The organism is Pseudomonas sp. WS 5021, from assembly GCF_012985535.1.
Taxonomy (GTDB): domain Bacteria; phylum Pseudomonadota; class Gammaproteobacteria; order Pseudomonadales; family Pseudomonadaceae; genus Aquipseudomonas.
In genome coordinates this window covers 986,788-1,002,842 of record NZ_JAAQWP010000001.1, presented here as the reverse complement: position 1 = coordinate 1,002,842, position 16,055 = coordinate 986,788, and the positions used below count along the sequence as shown (strand labels likewise).

Sequence of the window (16,055 nt, the reverse complement as noted above, 5' to 3'; positions counted from 1 at the left end):
GCTTAACCCTCCTTGGCTGGGGTTGGCGCGGATTGGCCGCTGTCTTTGAGGGCCTTGGTCACTTCCGGCGGCATGTATTTTTCATCGTGCTTGGCCAGCACTTCATCGGCCACCACCACGCCCTGGGCGTTGATCTTGCCCAGGGCCACGATGCCCTGCCCTTCGCGAAACAGGTCCGGGAGGATGCCGCGGTAGGAGATGGTCACGGATTTGTTGAAGTCGGTGACCACGAAGGTCACGTCCAGGGAGTCGCCGGAGCGCTTCAGGGAGCCGGCCTCGACCATGCCACCGGCGCGGATCCGCGTGTCTTGCGGCGCCTCGCCATTGGCGATCTGGGTCGGGGTATAGAACAGGTTGATGTTCTGCTGCAAGGCGCTCAAGGCCAGGCCCACGGCAATGCCGACGCCCACCAGGATGGCAAGGATGATCAACAGACGCTTTCTACGCAGCGGATTCACTTATCGGTCTCCCGGCGCAGACGACGCGCCTCTTGTTGCAGGTAACGCTTGCGGGCCAGGATCGGCGCAACGACGTTGAGGGCCAGGACGGCCAGGCTGATGCCATAGGCGGTCCAGACGTACAGGCCGTGGTGGCCCATGGCGAGAAAATCACTGAAAGAGGCGAAACTCATCCACGGGCTCCCAGGCTGTTTTGCACTTCGACCTTGACCCAACTGGTACGGGCCTCACGCTTGAGCACTTCGAGGCGCATGCGCATCAGCAGCACCGCGCCGAAGAAGCAGTAGAAGCCCAGGACCATCAGCAGCAGCGGCGCCCACATTTCCACGGGCATCGCCGGTTTTTCGGTGAGGGTGAAAGTGGCGCCCTGATGCAGGGTGTTCCACCACTCCACCGAATACTTGATGATCGGGATATTGATCACGCCGACAATCGCCAGCACCGCGCAGGCCTTGGCCGCGCTGTCACGATTGCTGATCGCGTTGCCCAGGGCAATCAGCCCGAAGTACAGAAACAGCAGGATCAACATGGACGTTAGTCGCGCATCCCAGACCCACCACGAGCCCCAGGTCGGCTTGCCCCAGATCGCCCCGGTCAGCAGTGCAACCGCCGTCATCCACGCACCGATGGGCGCCGCGCATTGCAGGGCGACGTCGGCCAGCTTCATCTTCCACACCAGCCCGACAATGCCGCACACCGCGAGCATCACGTAGCAGGACTGGGCCAGCAGCGCGGCGGGCACGTGGATATAAATGATGCGAAAGCTGTTGCCCTGCTGGTAGTCGGGCGGAGCGAAGGCCAGGCCCCAGACCAGGCCGATACCGATCAGTAGGAAGGCGGCGACGGCGAGCCAGGGCAGCATTTTGCCGCTGATGCCATAGAACCACTTGGGCGAGCCGAGCTTGTGAAACCAGGTCCAGTTCATTGCTGTTTCCATCACGGTTGCTTCTTGTCGTTGCAAGAAGCTTAGGGTCTTTACTGACGCAGTGAAAACACCGGGTCAGACCTCATTATTCGCCGACGCTGATTTTCAGGCCGGCCGCTATAGCAAAGGGTGTCAGGGTTACCGCCAGGGCGGTCAGGCTGCCAAGCCACAAGAGGTAACCGGTCGCCGGCATTCCCATGAGCGCGGCCTGCAAGGCGCCGCTGCCCAGGATCAACACCGGGATATACAAAGGCAAAATCAGCAAGGCCAGCAACAGCCCCCCACGTTTCAGGCCCACGGTCAGTGCCGCACCCACCGCCCCCAGCAGGCTCAGCACCGGGGTGCCAAGCAACAACGAGGCCAGCAATACGGGCAGGCATTCGGAAGGCAGTCCCAACATCATCGCCAGCAGCGGCGCGAGCAGGACCAGCGCCAGGCCGGAGAAGGCCCAGTGTGCCAGTACCTTGGCCAGTACCAGAAGAGGCAGGGGGTGCGACGAAAGGACCCACTGTTCAAGGGAACCATCTTCGAAATCACTGCGAAACAGCCCGTCCAGCGAGAGCAGGACGGACAAAAGTGCCGCGACCCACACCAGTCCCGGAGACAAGGTTTGCAACAGTTTAGTCTCGGGGCCGACCGCCAAAGGGAACAACGCGATGACAATCGCGAAGAACACCAGCGGGTTGGCCAACTCAGCCGGGCGGCGACACAGCAAGCGGGCTTCGCGGGCGACCAACAGGGCAAACACACTCATACCGACCACCGGCCCAAGTCCAGGTCGCGGTAACCGGCAGGCATACGGGTCAAGGTGTGGTGGGTGGTGAGGACCACCATGCCGCCTTGCTCGCAATGCCGGGCCAGGTGTTCTTCGAGTTGCGCTACGCCCTGTTTGTCGAGGGCCGTGAAGGGTTCGTCGAGGATCCACAGCGGCGGGCCCTCCAGGTACAGGCGGGCCAGGGCCACCCGGCGTTGTTGGCCAGCTGACAGGGTATGACAGGGGACGTCTTCGAAGCCCTTGAGGCCCACGGCGGCCAGGGCCTGCCAGATAGATGCGCGCGGGGCCGGATGATGCAGGGCGCTGAGCCAACTGAGGTTTTCTTCGGCCGTCAGCACATCCTTGATCCCGGCGGCGTGGCCGATCCACACCAGGTTGCGCGCCAGCTCCGTGCGTTGTTCGTGCAGCGGCTTGCCGTTGAGGCGCACCTGGCCTGCCGTCGGCTGCATCAACCCGGCCAGCAGGCGCAGCAAACTGGTCTTGCCGCTGCCGTTGGGCCCACTGACCTGCACCATATCGCCGCCCGCCAGACGCAGTTCGAGGTGTTCGAACAGCATCCGCAGGTCTCGCTCACAGGCAAGCGCAACGGCTTCAAGTAGTGGACTGGTCACAAGATCGCGGGCCTTTACGGTTCAAGTCGGCGGCGGAACGGCCGTTAAAGAGATGCACAATAACTGCATTGGCGGCCTGTTTTAGAGAGCTGGATCAATCAGTTGTGATGTTTTTGACACGCTCTTTGCAGACGGGCGGCATTATACATGCGATGCCCTACTCTAAAGAGGGCAATTTCCTTGAGACGGCGGCCACGATGACCGGTGACATCAACCTTCCAACCCTGCCTCCAGCCCCGGCCACCGGGCCCAGGCCTGCGCCTGCGGTGGGTGAACTGCTGAAACTGCTGGAGCCTCAGGCAGGGTTGATCGACGCCGGAAAAACCGTGAACGCCGAGGTGCTGGCGCTCAAGCAAGGCGGTGAAGCCTTTCAGCTATTGCTCAAGCTGACCCTCGAAGGTGGCCGGCAAACCCTGGTGCAGGCCGCCAGCAGCCAGCCGCTGCCCCTGGGCAGCAACGTGGCGGTGAGCCAGACGGCGTCGGGCGACCTGGCGATCAGCCTGCAACAGGCGCTCAGCGCCAATGTCGCGGCCCTGACCCGCATCGACACCACTCAATTGCCGGTGGGCAGCTTGCTGCAAGCCAAGGTGCTGACTTCGCAGATGCTGCCTCAGGGGGCCGGGCAGCCGGCGCTGTACCGCTCGCTGGTGTCGGTGCTCAACAGCGCCCTGAGTGGCACCACCCTGACCCTGGAAAGCCCGCAGCCGCTACGCGTCGCCAGCTTGTTGAGTGCCGTGGTGCAAGGCGCGCAGACCCTGGATTTCGTGCCCCTGAGCGGGCTGCGCGATCAACTGGCGGTCAGCCAGCAACTGGCCGCCCAGCAAAGCCGCCAGGGCTCGCTGGAAGGCCTGTTCAATGCCTTGAAGAACCTGCCCGATGACACCTCGGCGCCGTTGCGCGCCGCCGTCGACCGCTTGCAGGCCGGGCTGCCGGATGTGGCGCAGGTCAGCAATCCCAAGGTGCTGGCACAACTGCTGTACAACAGCGGCGTATTCCTCGAAGCCAAGCTGCTGGCCGGGCAAAACCCGCAAGTGCCGCCGCTGGATATGAAGGGCAGCCTGCTGCGCCTGGTCAACGAATTGCTACCCGCCCTGCCCGCCAGCACCAACCTCAATGCAATCCTGGCCGCCAATACCCTGGCGCAGATGCTGCCCAGTTTTGTCCGCAGCCCGCTGGGCACCCTCGGCCAAGTGGGCGCCCGCACCGCACCGGGCGGCTTCCCGTTGCCGGAGCGCCTGCTGCAGCGCCTGGACGGTGAAAACAGCCTGGAAAACCTGTTGCGCCTGGCCGCCGGCGCCATCTCACGCTTGCAGAGCCATCAACTGTCGAGCCTGGAACAAAGCGGCACCACCGCCGATGGCCGCCTGCAAACCACCTGGCAACTGGAAATCCCCATGCGCACCTTGCAAGACATCGTGCCGCTGCAGGTCAAGTTCCAGCGCGAAGAACCGCCGCCGGACAAGGACGAGCCGGAGCGCAAGATCGAACGCGATGCGAAAAAGATGCTGTGGCGCGTGGAACTGGCCTTCGACATGGAGCCCCTGGGCCCGTTGCAGGTCCAGGCACAATTGAGCCAGGGCAAACTGTCCAGCCAGTTGTGGGCCACCCGCCCGTTCACCGCCAGCCTGATCGAAAGCCACCTGGGCAGCCTGCGCGAACGCCTGGTGTCATCGGGCCTCAACGTCGGCGACCTCGACTGCCACCTCGGCACCCCACCCCGTGGGCCGAAGACCGGGCTGGAACAACGCTGGGTGGATGAAACCGCATGAAGAGCCCCAACCCACCGCGCCAGGCCATCGCCCTCAAATACGACGGCAAAGCCGCCCCCGCCCTGACCGCCAAAGGTGACGACGCCCTGGCCGAAGCCATCCTGAAATTGGCGCGGGAACATGAAGTCCCGATTTATGAAAATGCCGAACTGGTGAAGTTACTGGCGCGCATGGAACTGGGCGACAGCATCCCCGAAGAGTTGTACCGCACCATCGCCGAGATTATTGCGTTTGCCTGGACGCTCAAAGGCAAATTCCCGGCGGGGTATGACCCCAATGCCGAGCCGGTGGAGCGGGATGTGACGGCGCGCGGGGATGATTACTGACGTTTCAGGGATGCACACAGATCAAAAAATGTGGGAGCGGGCTTGCTCGCGAAAGCGGTGGGTCAGTCGGTACATGTATTGGCTGACACACCGCCATCGCGGGCAAGCCCGCTCCTACATGGGAACTGCGCCAGACGCTGGCATGGGGACGACAAAAAATAAGTGTAGGAGCTGGCTTGCCTGCGATAACGGTGGACCAGTCGCTACTGCCTTGGCTGACACACCGCTATCGCGGGCAAGCCCGCTCCCACATGGGAATTGCGGTGGGCACTGGCAGCGGGGCGACAAAAAACAAGTGTAGGAGCTGGCTTGCCAGCGATGGCGGCGGGTCAGTCGGTATATGTATTGACTGATCCACCGCTTTCGCGAGCAAGCTCGCTCCCACATTTGAATCGGTACAGGCTCAGCTTTTGTGCAATTTGCTCATCAACTGTGCCTCGGCCTGGGTCAGGCCGCAGGATTGGGTCAGTTCGTCCACCGTGGCGCCCATGCCCACCAGCTTGGCCGCCTGGGCAAAGGACAGGTTGGCCGGGTCGCGCTGTTCCAGCGCCGACAGCTTGTCGGGCAAGGGGGCAACGATCGAGCGCAGTTCGTGCACGTCCTCCCCTACCCGCACCGCGCTTTGCTGGTAGTTGTCCACTCGCTTGGCCATCTCGCGCAGGCGCTGGTCGCGCACGGCGTCGCGCTCGGCCTGTTGCAGGGCCGATTCGCGTTGCTGGCGCATATGGCGCAACAGCACCACCACGGTCCCGACCCACAGCAGGGCCAGGACGATTACCGCTACCTCAAGCATCAATCAGATGTTCTCCAGGTCCGACCACTCTTCTTCACTCATCATCTTGTCCAGCTCAACCAGAATCAGCAGCTCGCCGTTCTTGTTGCACACGCCCTGGATAAACTTGGCCGATTCTTCGTTGCCGACATTCGGCGCCGTCTCGACTTCCGACTGGCGCAGGTAAACCACCTCGGCCACGCTGTCGACCATGATCCCGACCACTTGCTTGTCGGCCTCGATGATGACGATCCGCGTGTTGTCGTTGACTTCAGTCGGCATCAGGCCAAAGCGCTGGCGGGTGTCGATCACGGTCACGACGTTGCCGCGCAGGTTGATGATGCCCAGCACGTAGCTCGGCGCACCCGGCACTGGCGCGATTTCGGTGTAGCGCAGCACTTCCTGCACGCGCATCACGTTGATGCCGTAGGACTCGTTGTCCAGCTTGAAGGTCACCCATTGCAGAATCGGATCATCCAAACCCTGTGCGGACGCTGACGACTTGTTCATACCCCTGACCCCTTCAAATACCGTTGATAACGGCGTGTGTTCTTCTTTGGCAGCACCGTGGCGCTGCGCCTCTTATCAAGTACGTTTGTTACCTGGCAGATCTTTTACCGCACCGCTGGCAATCAGCTCCGCCAATTCGGCGACATCCAGCAGCGCGCACATGTGTTCGATCACGGTGCCCGCCAGCCATGGCCGCTGGCCACGGTGGCTGCGCCATTTGATTTCGTTGGGGTCCAGGCGCAGCGAACGGCTGACTTGATGCACCGCCAGCCCCCATTCATAGCCCTGCACCGAGATCACGTATTGCAGGCCCTGGCGAAAATCATCGCGATAGCGGTCGGGCATCACCCAGCGCGCGGTATCCAGCACCTTGAGGTTGCCGGCCTGGCTCGGCAGGATCCCGAGGAACCACTCCGGCTGGCCGAACAACGGCGTCAATTCCTGGCCCTCCAGGGAGTAGATCGACCCCAGGCACACCAACGGCACCGCCAGCGTCAACCCGGCCACATCGAACAGCAGGCATTCGAACGACTCGGCCGCCCACGTTGGCCGGCCATCGTTTTCCACCGGTGGCGGGGTAATGCTCGGCGGTCGATGCACTTCGGCCACCGGCGGCACCAGCGTCAAGGGTGCAGGCGCTTGCACGACCGGGGCAACGACCGGCACCACCAACGCATCACAGGCCTGCTCTTCGAGGACCGCCAGTTGAAACTCGTCCAGGCCAGCCTCAGCCTCGACCACAGGCACCGCCAGCACTTCATCCAGCACCAGGATCGGCTCGGGCAGCAGCTCCTCGGTCGCATCCTGCAGCAGTGCGTCCAGGTAGGACTGCAGCGCCAGTTGCGGCCGGGTCTTGATATCGACAGGACGACTCATCTGTATGCCCACGCGCACGCACCGTTGACCGTGTATTCAAAGGTTATCGGCCTGCCCGCACGCGGACTTGAATCAAAAGTCCGTGAGATCAGGCAAAACCCATCGCAGGCAAGCCACGCAACTAGAGAGTTAGTCATTTCATGCCACCTGCGCCACAAGTTGCTGGGCCAGCAGATGCTTGAGCAAGGCGCGGTACGCCAGCACGCCACGGCTCTTGCCATCGAATTGCGAGGGCGCGAGGCCGGCGCGGCTGGCGTCACGCAGGCGCGTGTCCACCGGGATATAGCCTTGCCAGATGGTTTCGGGGTAGGCATCGCGCAGTACGCGCAGGGTGCCGAGGGAGGCCTGGGTGCGACGGTCAAACAGGGTCGGCACGATGCTGAACGGCAACGCCTGTTTGCGCGAACGGTTGATCATGGTCAGGGTGCTGACCATGCGCTCCAGGCCCTTGACCGCCAGGTGCTCGGTTTGCACCGGGATCACCAGTTGCTGGCTGGCCGCCAGGGCATTGACCATCAGCACGCCGAGCAATGGCGGGCTGTCGATGATGGCGTAGTCGAAGTCCTGCCACAGTTGCGCCAGGCTCTTGGCGATCACCAGGCCCAGGCCACTCTGCCCCGGCGACTGGCGCTCGAGGGTGGCCAGGGCGGTGCTGGAGGGCAACAGGGAAATCTTCTCGTTGCTGGTGGGCAACAGCAGTTGCCCGGGCAAGCCTGTGGGGACGCTGCCCTTGTGCAGGAACAGGTCGAAGCAGCTGTGTTCCAGCGCATCCGGGTCGTAGCCGAAATAACTGGTCATCGAGCCGTGGGGATCCAGGTCGACAATGACCACGCGCTTGCCCGCCTCGGCCAGCAGGCCGGCTAAGGCGATGGAGGTGGTGGTCTTGCCGACCCCACCTTTTTGATTGGCAACTGCCCAGACTCTCATTCGGATTGTTCCTCCCGGCAGGCACTGGCTCGACCGAGAAATAGCACGAGGTTATAGAGCCGGTGACGGAGAATTGACGGCACTCCCGCGTTCCGGCGGCTTTACGGGCGTCGGTGCAGTTTGTGTGCCAGCCCGCTTCATTGCTGCATCAGGTTGTGCATTGGCCGCACCGGTGGCGGTCAGGCTGCGCCGCACATCGAGGTTGCGCGACACCACCAACACCACCCGCCGATTGCGCGCGCGGCCTTCGGCCGTCGCATTATTGGCCACCGGCTGGAATTCGCCATAGCCCACCGACGCCAGGCGCCCAGGGTTGACCCCCTGCATGGCCAGCATGCGCACGATGCTCGCCGAGCGCGCCGACGACAACTCCCAATTGGTGGGAAATTGCGCGGTATGGATCGGCTGGTCATCGGTAAAGCCTTCGACGTGGATCGGGTTGTCGAAGGGCTTCAAGATGGCCGCCACCTTGTCGATGATGCTGAAGGCAATATCGCTGGGCAGCGCGTCGGCACTGGCAAACAGTAGGCTGGAGTTGAGCTCGATCTCCACCCACAGCTCGTTGCCGCGAATAGTCATCTGGTTGGAGCTGATCAGGTCGCCAAACGCCGCGCTGATATCGTCGGCGATGCTCTTGAGCGGGTCGCTGCCGCCACTGATGCCGGCGTCGGTCTCGTCGCTGTCCTTGACCAACGGTTTGGCCGGGGTGGTGGTCTTGGGCCGCTCGTCGCCAATGGGGATTGGCTTGAGCGCCCGGTCCGAGTCGGTAAATACCCCTACCAGGGCTTCGGAGATGACCTTGTACTTGCCTTCGTTGATCGAGGAAATGGAGTACATCACCACGAAAAAGGCGAACAGCAAGGTGATGAAGTCGGCGTAGGACACCAGCCAGCGTTCATGGTTGACGTGCTCTTCAGGCTCGCGGCGGCGACGGCTCACAGGCAATACCCCCCATCAATCCATGAAGCCCTGGAGCTTCAATTCGATGGACCGCGGGTTCTCGCCCTCGGCAATCGACAGGATGCCTTCGAGCAGCATTTCCCGGTAACGGGACTGGCGCATGGCAATGGATTTGAGCTTGCTGGCAATCGGTAGCAGCAATAGGTTGGCACTGGCCACACCATAGATGGTGGCGACGAACGCCACGGCGATGCCGCTGCCCAGTTGCGAGGGGTCGGCCAGGTTGCCCATCACATGGATCAAGCCCATCACCGCACCGATGATGCCGATGGTCGGCGCGTAGCCGCCCATGCTTTCAAAGACTTTGGCCGCGTTGATATCACGGCTTTCCTGGGTGTAGAAGTCCACTTCAAGGATGCTGCGGATGGCTTCCGGCTCCGCGCCGTCGACCAGCAGTTGCAGGCCTTTGCGCGCGTAGCTGTCGGGCTCGGCATCGGCCACGCCTTCAAGGCCCAGCAGGCCTTCCTTGCGCGCGGTAAGGCTCCAGTTGACCACGCGGTCGATGCCGCCGGCCAAATCCACGCGCGGCGGGAAAATGATCCACACCAGGATCTGCATCGCCCGCTTGAACGAGCTCAGGGGCGACTGCAAAAGCGCCGCGCCGACGGTGCCGCCGATCACGATCAACGCTGCCGGACCATTGGCCAGGGCGCCAAGATGGCCGCCTTCCAGGTAGTTGCCGCCAATAATGGCGACAAACGCCAGAAGAATCCCAACCAGGCTCAACACATCCATCAGTGACAGGCCTCCACCAGATGCTTGCCGATGTCATCCAGGCTGTAGACCGCGTCGGCCAGGTCGGCCTTGACGATGGCCATGGGCATGCCATAGATCACGCAGCTGGCTTCATCCTGGGCCCAGATCGAGCTGCCGCCCTGCTTGAGCAGGCGTGCGCCTTCGCGACCGTCGGCGCCCATGCCGGTGAGGACCACCGCCAGAACTTTGTCGCCGTAGGACTTGGCCGCCGAACCGAAGGTGATATCCACGCACGGCTTGTAGTTCAGACGCTCGTCACCCGGCAGGATTTTCACCGCGCCGCGACCGTCGACCATCATTTGCTTGCCACCTGGGGCCAGCAACGCCAGGCCCGGACGCAGAATGTCGCCGTCTTCGGCTTCCTTGACGCTGATGCGGCACAGCTTGTCCAGGCGCTCGGCAAAGGCCTTGGTGAATGCGGCGGGCATGTGCTGGATGAGCACGATGGGCGCGGGGAAGTTGGCCGGCAACTGGGTCAAGACCCGCTGCAAGGCCACCGGGCCGCCGGTGGAGGTCCCGATCGCCACCAGTTTGTAGGCCTTGCGCTTGGGCGCAGGCGAGGCCGGACTCGGCGCCGCTGTACGCGCCGGGGCCACGGCAGGCCTTGCCACCGGGGCTGGGGCCGGGCGCCCGAAACTGCTGCTGGTCGGTGCCGGCGCCGCTACCGGGGCGGGAGCCACCGGCGCGCGGAAGCTGCTGCGGTTGCTGCGCGAGATGCTGTGCACCTTCTCGCAGAGCATCTGCTTGACCTTTTCCGGGTTGCGCGAGATGTCTTCGAAATTCTTCGGCAGGAAGTCCACGGCGCCAGCGTCCAGCGCGTCGAGGGTCACTCGGGCGCCTTCGTGGGTCAGCGACGAGAACATCAAGACCGGGGTCGGGCAACGCTGCATGATGTGGCGCACGGCGGTGATGCCATCCATCATCGGCATCTCGTAGTCCATGGTGATCACGTCCGGCTTCAATGCTAGGGCCTGATCAATCGCCTCTTTGCCGTTGGTGGCCGTTCCGACCACCTGGATGTTGGAATCCGCTGAAAGAATTTCCGAGACGCGGCGGCGGAAGAAACCCGAATCGTCCACCACCAGAACCTTGACTACCATAACCACTCCGTTAGGCCGGGCGAGGGACAACCGCCCTGCCCGGGCCGAATCAAATACGCCGTGCGGCGTAACGCTTGAGCATGCTCGGAACATCGAGAATCAGCGCGATCCGACCGTCACCGGTAATGGTCGCACCCGACATGCCTGGCGTTCCTTGCAGCATCTTGCCCAATGGCTTGATGACCACTTCTTCCTGGCCAACCAGTTGATCGACGACAAAGCCGATACGCTGGGTGCCCACGGACAGGATCACCACGTGGCCTTCGCGCTGCTCTTCATGAGCGGCGGACGCCACCAACCAACGCTTGAGGTAGAACAGCGGCAGGGCCTTGTCCCGCACAATCACCACTTCCTGACCATCGACCACATTGGTGCGCGACAGGTCGAGGTGGAAGATCTCGTTGACGTTGACCAGCGGGAAGGCGAACGCCTGGTTGCCCAGCATCACCATCAGGGTCGGCATGATCGCCAGGGTCAACGGCACCTTGATGACGATCTTCGAGCCCTGGCCCTTGGTCGAGTAGATATTGATCGAGCCGTTGAGCTGGCTGATCTTGGTCTTCACCACGTCCATGCCCACGCCACGGCCGGACACGTCGGAAATCTCGGTCTTGGTCGAGAAGCCCGGGGCAAAAATCAGGTTGTAGCACTCAGTGTCGGTGAGGCGGTCGGCGGCGTCCTTGTCCATGACGCCGCGCTTGACCGCGATACCGCGCAGGATATTGGAGTCCATGCCTTTGCCGTCATCGGTGATCGACAGCAGGATATGGTCGCCTTCCTGTTCGGCGGCCAGGATCACTTTGCCCAGGCGCGGCTTGCCGCTGGCTTCGCGCTCTTCGGGGGTTTCCACACCGTGGTCGACCGCGTTGCGCACCAAGTGGACCAGCGGGTCGGCCAGGGCCTCGACAAGGTTTTTGTCGAGGTCGGTTTCTTCGCCCACCAGTTCCAGGGCGATCTCTTTCTTCAACTGCCGGGCCAAGTCACGGACCAGGCGCGGGAAGCGCCCGAAGACCTTCTTGATCGGCTGCATGCGCGTCTTCATCACCGCGGTCTGCAGGTCGGCAGTGACCACATCGAGGTTCGACACGGCCTTTTGCATGGCTTCGTCGCCGCTGTTCAGGCCCAGGCGCACCAGGCGGTTACGCACCAGCACCAGTTCGCCGACCATGTTCATGATGTCGTCCAGGCGCGCGGTATCGACCCGCACGGTGGTTTCGGCTTCACTGGCCGGGGCTTTCTCGGCAGCTGCCGGCGCGCGGGCTGGCGCCGGGGCGGCGGCACGGGCCGCAGCCGGTGCAGCAGCCTTGGCGGCAGCGGGTGCCGGCTTGGCCACCGCTGCGGTGGCGGTCGCGGTGGCTGCGGCGCCAGGCGCTACTTCGGAGAACTTGCCCTTGCCGTGCAATTCGTCGAGCAGGGATTCAAATTCATGGTCGGTGATCAGGCCATCCGCCGCCGGTGCCGCAGCAGCAGGCGTGGCAGCGGCAGGTGCAACCGCCGCAGCGACTGCCGGCAGGGCATCGGCGGCAAACGAGCCTTTGCCGTGCAACTGATCCAGCAGTGCTTCAAATTCGTCGTCGGTAATGTCGGTGCTGGCCGCTGGCGCTGCCGGCTCCACAGGCGCCGGTGTGGCTGCCACGGCGTCCGGGGCGAACTGGCCCTTGCCGTGCAACTGGTCGAGCAATGACTCGAACTCGGCGTCGGTGATGTCTTCGCTGGTCGGCACCATGGCCGGCGCAGCCGCTGCCGGTGCTTGTGCCTCGGCCTTGACGGCATTGAGGGAGTCCAGCAGTTGTTCGAATTCGCTGTCGGTAACGTCGGGTTCAGCCACCGGCTCAGGCGCCGCCTCAACCACCGGGGCGGCAGATACAGCGGCAGGCTCTGCCAGGCGCGCCAGGGCGGCCAGCAGTTCCGGGGTGGCAGCCGTAATCGGTGCGCGTTCGCGCACTTCATTGAACATGCCGTTGACCGCGTCCAGGGCTTCGAGGATCACGTCCATCAATTCCGAATCAACGTGACGCTCACCCTTGCGCAGGATGTCGAACACGTTTTCGGCGATGTGGCAGCACTCCACCAGCTCATGGAGCTGGAGGAAGCCGGCGCCCCCTTTTACAGTGTGAAAACCGCGAAAAATTGCATTGAGCAGGTTCGCATCATCCGGTCGGCTTTCCAGCTCGACCAGTTGCTCGGACAACTGCTCTAGAATTTCGCCGGCCTCTACAAGGAAATCCTGAAGGATTTCTTCATCGGCGCCGAAGCTCATATTGCGTGCTCCTTAGAAGCCTAAACTGGACAGCAAATCGTCTACGTCATCTTGACCTGACATAACGTCTTCACGTTTATCGGCATGAATCTGCGGACCTTCACCCTTGGCGAGGTGTTTTTGTGGATCTTTTTCCGAGAGGATCGCTTCGCGGTCGTGTTCGATGCCGGCAAAACGGTCGACCTGACCGGCCATCAGCACCAGTTTGAGCAGGTTGCTTTCCACTTCGGTGACCAGCAGGGTTACGCGCTTGATCACCTGGCCGGTCAGGTCCTGGTAGTCCTGGGCCAGCAGGATGTCATTGAGGTTGCTGGAAACCGTGCGGTTTTCCTGCTCGCTGCGTGACAGGAAACCCTCGACCCGGCGCGCCAGCTCGCGAAATTCTTCAGCACCCACTTCGCGCCGCATGAAGCGCCCCCAGTCAGCGCTCAACGCCTTGGCCTCATTGGCCATGCCGTTCACCAGGGGCGTGGCGTTTTCCACCAGGTCCATGGTGCGATTGGCTGCCGCCTCAGTCAGCCTGACCACGTAGGACAGGCGTTCGGTGGCATCGGTGATCTGCGAGATTTCCTCGGCCTGGGGCATGTGCGGGTCGATCTGGAAATTGACGATCGCACTGTGCAACTCACGGGTGAGCTTGCCCACTTCCTGATACAGGCCGCGGTCGCGGGTCTGGTTGAGCTCATGGATCAACTGCACTGCGTCGCCGAACTGGCCTTTTTCCAGGCTTTCGACGAGTTGGTGAGCATGTTTTTTCAGGGTCGACTCAAAGTCGGCCTGCGATGATTCTTTATGCTCCATAGCTCCCCCGTGGCAGCATCAATGACCGATGCGTTCGAAGATTTTTTCAATCTTCTCTTTCAAGGCCAGTGCAGTGAATGGCTTGACCACGTAGCCGTTGACCCCGGCCTGGGCGGCTTCGATGATCTGTTCACGCTTGGCTTCAGCGGTCACCATCAGCACAGGCAGGCTGCGCAGCTTTTCATCAGCGCGCACATGGCGCAGCAGATCGATACCGGTCATGCCAGGCATGTTCCAGTCGGTTACCAGAAAGTCGATGCTCCCGCTGTTGAGGATCGGAATCGCCGTAATGCCGTCATCCGCCTCGACCGTGTTAGTGAACCCAAGGTCACGCAACAGGTTTTTTATGATCCGCCGCATCGTTGAGAAGTCATCAACGATGAGGATTTTCATGTTCTTGTCCAATTCGACCTCCAAGCAGTCTTAAACGCGTCCAGCACCTGGGCGCGCCATATCATTCAACAGGCATTACACAAAAAGGACTGCTGGGGCACATCACGGGCCGCTCCCGCCAGGCTTGCGCCGTGGCGGTTATCGTTCGCACTGTCCCCACACTGCCTGTCAGCGCGCTCGCCACTCTCCCAAACGCCCCCGCAAGCGGGCCGCGCATTGGCTATGTAGCTGGCTGACCCGCGATTCGCTGACCCCCAGGACCTCACCGATTTCCTTGAGGTTCAGCTCTTCGTCGTAGTACAGCGCCAACACCAGCCGCTCACGTTCCGGCAGATTGGCAATCGCCTCTGCCAGGGCGCCCTGGAAGCGTTCATCTTCCAGGTCGCGTGAAGGCTCCTGGTGAGCGCTCGCGCCATCCTCGTGCAGCCCTTCATGTTCGCCGTCCTGCAGCAGGTCGTCGAAACTGAACAGGCGGCTGCCCAAGGTATCGTTCAAAATCCCGTAGTAATCGTCGAGACTCAATTGGAGTTCGGCCGCAACTTCGTGATCTTTAGCGTCGCGACCGGTTTTTGCTTCAATTGAGCGAATTGCGTCACTCACCATCCGGGTATTGCGGTGGACCGAACGCGGCGCCCAATCACCTTTACGCACTTCATCGAGCATCGCGCCACGGATACGGATACCCGCATACGTCTCGAAACTCGCACCCTTGCTCGCGTCGTACTTGGTCGACACTTCGAGCAGGCCGATCATCCCCGCCTGGATCAGGTCTTCGACCTGGACACTGGCGGGCAGGCGTGCCAGCAGGTGGTAGGCAATGCGCTTGACCAGGGGCGCATAGCGCTCGATCAATTCGCCCTGGCTGTCACGCGCTGATTTTTTGTAAAGGTTGTAGCCGCTGGCTGTCATAGCACCGGTCCCGCACTCGTCTGATGCACCAATCGCTCGACGAAAAACTCCAGATGCCCCCGGGGATTGGCGGGCAGTGGCCAGGTATCGACCTTCTGAGCAATTGCCTTGAACGCCAACGCGCATTTCGAACGAGGGAACGCTTCATAGACTGCACGCTGCTTTTGCACAGCCTTGCGCACACACTCGTCATAGGGAACTGCGCCGACGTATTGTAAGGCGACATCGAGGAAGCGATCCGTGACCTTGGTCAACTTGGCGAACAGGTTGCGCCCTTCTTGCGGGCTCTGGGCCATGTTGGCCAGCACGCGGAAGCGGTTCATGCCGTAGTCGCGGTTGAGCAGTTTGATCAGGGCGTAGGCGTCGGTGATCGAGGTGGGTTCGTCGCAGACCACCAGCAATACTTCTTGCGCGGCGCGCACGAAGCTGACCACGGACTCGCCGATCCCGGCGGCAGTGTCGATCACCAGCACGTCGAGGTTGTCGCCGATATCACTGAAGGCCTGGATCAGGCCGGCGTGCTGCGCCGGGCTCAGATGCACCATGCTCTGGGTGCCGGAGGCGGCCGGGACGATGCGAATTCCCCCAGGCCCCTGCAACAGCACGTCGCGCAGCTCACAGCGGCCTTCAATGACATCGGCCAGGGTATGTTTGGGCGTCAGTCCCAGCAGAACGTCAACGTTCGCCAGGCCCAGGTCGGCATCCAGCAGCATGACGCGGCGGCCAAGCTCTGCCAGGGCCAGGGACAAATTCACTGACACGTTAGTTTTCCCGACGCCACCTTTGCCGCCGGTCACCGCGATCACCTGTACGGGATGCATGCTGCCCATGTTCTTTCTTTACCTTGTCTTGCTTAGCCGCAGGCTACATAGGGTGGCCGCGGTAGCAGACCATCGATGTAGGTACATTGCACTGTGTTGCATGTTG

At 62.3% G+C, this 16,055-nt stretch carries 19 protein-coding genes; 2 read left to right on the top strand and 17 right to left on the bottom strand.

Annotated features, from left to right (window positions below; genetic code table 11):
* Positions 1 to 2: 2 nt before the first annotated feature.
* The 5 genes from ccmE to ccmA all read right to left on the bottom strand — a co-directional run bounded on the left by ccmE (position 3) and on the right by ccmA (position 2,769).
* Positions 3 to 458, bottom strand: coding sequence for a cytochrome c maturation protein CcmE (ccmE, locus tag HBO19_RS04665; protein ID WP_169955959.1), 456 nt, complete (start codon positions 456 to 458; stop codon positions 3 to 5).
* Complete coding sequence (gene ccmD, locus HBO19_RS04660) at positions 455 to 631, bottom strand: heme exporter protein CcmD (protein ID WP_029292593.1); 177 nt, start codon at positions 629 to 631, stop codon at positions 455 to 457. Before ccmD ends, ccmE begins: the two co-directional genes overlap by 4 nt.
* The gene (locus HBO19_RS04655; protein WP_057438825.1) at positions 628 to 1,383 is read right to left on the bottom strand and encodes a heme ABC transporter permease; all 756 of its coding nucleotides are present in this window, start codon (positions 1,381 to 1,383) and stop codon (positions 628 to 630) included. The genes ccmD and HBO19_RS04655 overlap by 4 nt, the downstream gene beginning before the upstream one ends.
* Before the next feature lie 85 nt (positions 1,384 to 1,468).
* Positions 1,469 to 2,137, bottom strand: a complete 669-nt coding sequence (gene ccmB, locus HBO19_RS04650; RefSeq protein ID WP_029292588.1) for a heme exporter protein CcmB — start codon at positions 2,135 to 2,137, stop codon at positions 1,469 to 1,471.
* Entirely contained in the window at positions 2,134 to 2,769 is a 636-nt protein-coding gene (gene ccmA, locus HBO19_RS04645) for a cytochrome c biogenesis heme-transporting ATPase CcmA (protein ID WP_170056963.1), read from the bottom strand. The genes ccmB and ccmA overlap by 4 nt, the downstream gene beginning before the upstream one ends.
* Positions 2,770 to 2,966: 197 nt before the next feature.
* Between ccmA and HBO19_RS04640 the strand changes: the two genes are divergently transcribed.
* Both HBO19_RS04640 and HBO19_RS04635 read left to right on the top strand, forming a co-directional pair.
* Positions 2,967 to 4,538: a flagellar hook-length control protein FliK gene (locus HBO19_RS04640; RefSeq protein ID WP_169955955.1), complete on the top strand. Its 1,572-nt coding sequence runs from the start codon at positions 2,967 to 2,969 to the stop codon at positions 4,536 to 4,538.
* The gene (locus HBO19_RS04635) at positions 4,535 to 4,864 is read left to right on the top strand and encodes an EscU/YscU/HrcU family type III secretion system export apparatus switch protein (RefSeq protein ID WP_170056962.1); all 330 of its coding nucleotides are present in this window, start codon (positions 4,535 to 4,537) and stop codon (positions 4,862 to 4,864) included. The genes HBO19_RS04640 and HBO19_RS04635 overlap by 4 nt, the downstream gene beginning before the upstream one ends.
* 403 nt (positions 4,865 to 5,267) lie before the next feature.
* Here the strand turns inward: HBO19_RS04635 and HBO19_RS04630 are convergent, their stop codons facing one another.
* The 12 genes from HBO19_RS04630 to fleN form a co-directional block, all read right to left on the bottom strand.
* Positions 5,268 to 5,660 carry a DUF2802 domain-containing protein gene (locus HBO19_RS04630; protein WP_169955954.1) on the bottom strand — a complete coding sequence of 131 codons (393 nt, stop codon included), beginning with the start codon at positions 5,658 to 5,660 and terminating at the stop codon, positions 5,268 to 5,270.
* Positions 5,661 to 6,146 (bottom strand): chemotaxis protein CheW, encoded by a 486-nt coding sequence (locus tag HBO19_RS04625; RefSeq protein WP_029292578.1) that lies wholly within the window; start codon positions 6,144 to 6,146, stop codon positions 5,661 to 5,663.
* 75 nt (positions 6,147 to 6,221) lie between these two features.
* Positions 6,222 to 7,022: a CheW domain-containing protein gene (locus HBO19_RS04620; protein WP_170056961.1), complete on the bottom strand. Its 801-nt coding sequence runs from the start codon at positions 7,020 to 7,022 to the stop codon at positions 6,222 to 6,224.
* A gap of 138 nt (positions 7,023 to 7,160) precedes the next feature.
* Positions 7,161 to 7,949 (bottom strand): ParA family protein, encoded by a 789-nt coding sequence (locus HBO19_RS04615; protein ID WP_133714231.1) that lies wholly within the window; start codon positions 7,947 to 7,949, stop codon positions 7,161 to 7,163.
* A gap of 51 nt (positions 7,950 to 8,000) precedes the next feature.
* A complete protein-coding gene (motD, locus tag HBO19_RS04610) occupies positions 8,001 to 8,888 on the bottom strand; it encodes a flagellar motor protein MotD (RefSeq protein ID WP_169955950.1) in 888 nt (295 codons plus the stop codon).
* Positions 8,889 to 8,903: 15 nt separating this feature from the next.
* Positions 8,904 to 9,644, bottom strand: coding sequence for a flagellar motor protein (locus HBO19_RS04605; RefSeq protein WP_029292570.1), 741 nt, complete (start codon positions 9,642 to 9,644; stop codon positions 8,904 to 8,906).
* A complete protein-coding gene (locus tag HBO19_RS04600; protein ID WP_169955948.1) occupies positions 9,644 to 10,765 on the bottom strand; it encodes a chemotaxis response regulator protein-glutamate methylesterase in 1,122 nt (373 codons plus the stop codon). The genes HBO19_RS04605 and HBO19_RS04600 overlap by 1 nt, the downstream gene beginning before the upstream one ends.
* A gap of 49 nt (positions 10,766 to 10,814) precedes the next feature.
* Positions 10,815 to 13,025 carry a chemotaxis protein CheA gene (locus HBO19_RS04595; protein WP_169955947.1) on the bottom strand — a complete coding sequence of 737 codons (2,211 nt, stop codon included), beginning with the start codon at positions 13,023 to 13,025 and terminating at the stop codon, positions 10,815 to 10,817.
* A 12-nt stretch (positions 13,026 to 13,037) separates the two neighbouring features.
* Positions 13,038 to 13,826 carry a protein phosphatase CheZ gene (locus tag HBO19_RS04590; RefSeq protein WP_169955945.1) on the bottom strand — a complete coding sequence of 263 codons (789 nt, stop codon included), beginning with the start codon at positions 13,824 to 13,826 and terminating at the stop codon, positions 13,038 to 13,040.
* Between the two features lie 18 nt (positions 13,827 to 13,844).
* A complete protein-coding gene (locus HBO19_RS04585; RefSeq protein ID WP_005790040.1) occupies positions 13,845 to 14,219 on the bottom strand; it encodes a chemotaxis response regulator CheY in 375 nt (124 codons plus the stop codon).
* A gap of 168 nt (positions 14,220 to 14,387) precedes the next feature.
* Positions 14,388 to 15,128, bottom strand: a complete 741-nt coding sequence (gene fliA, locus HBO19_RS04580; protein WP_029292560.1) for an RNA polymerase sigma factor FliA — start codon at positions 15,126 to 15,128, stop codon at positions 14,388 to 14,390.
* Positions 15,125 to 15,958, bottom strand: coding sequence for a flagellar synthesis regulator FleN (gene fleN / locus HBO19_RS04575; protein ID WP_003192912.1), 834 nt, complete (start codon positions 15,956 to 15,958; stop codon positions 15,125 to 15,127). Before fleN ends, fliA begins: the two co-directional genes overlap by 4 nt.
* Positions 15,959 to 16,055: the final 97 nt, after the last annotated feature.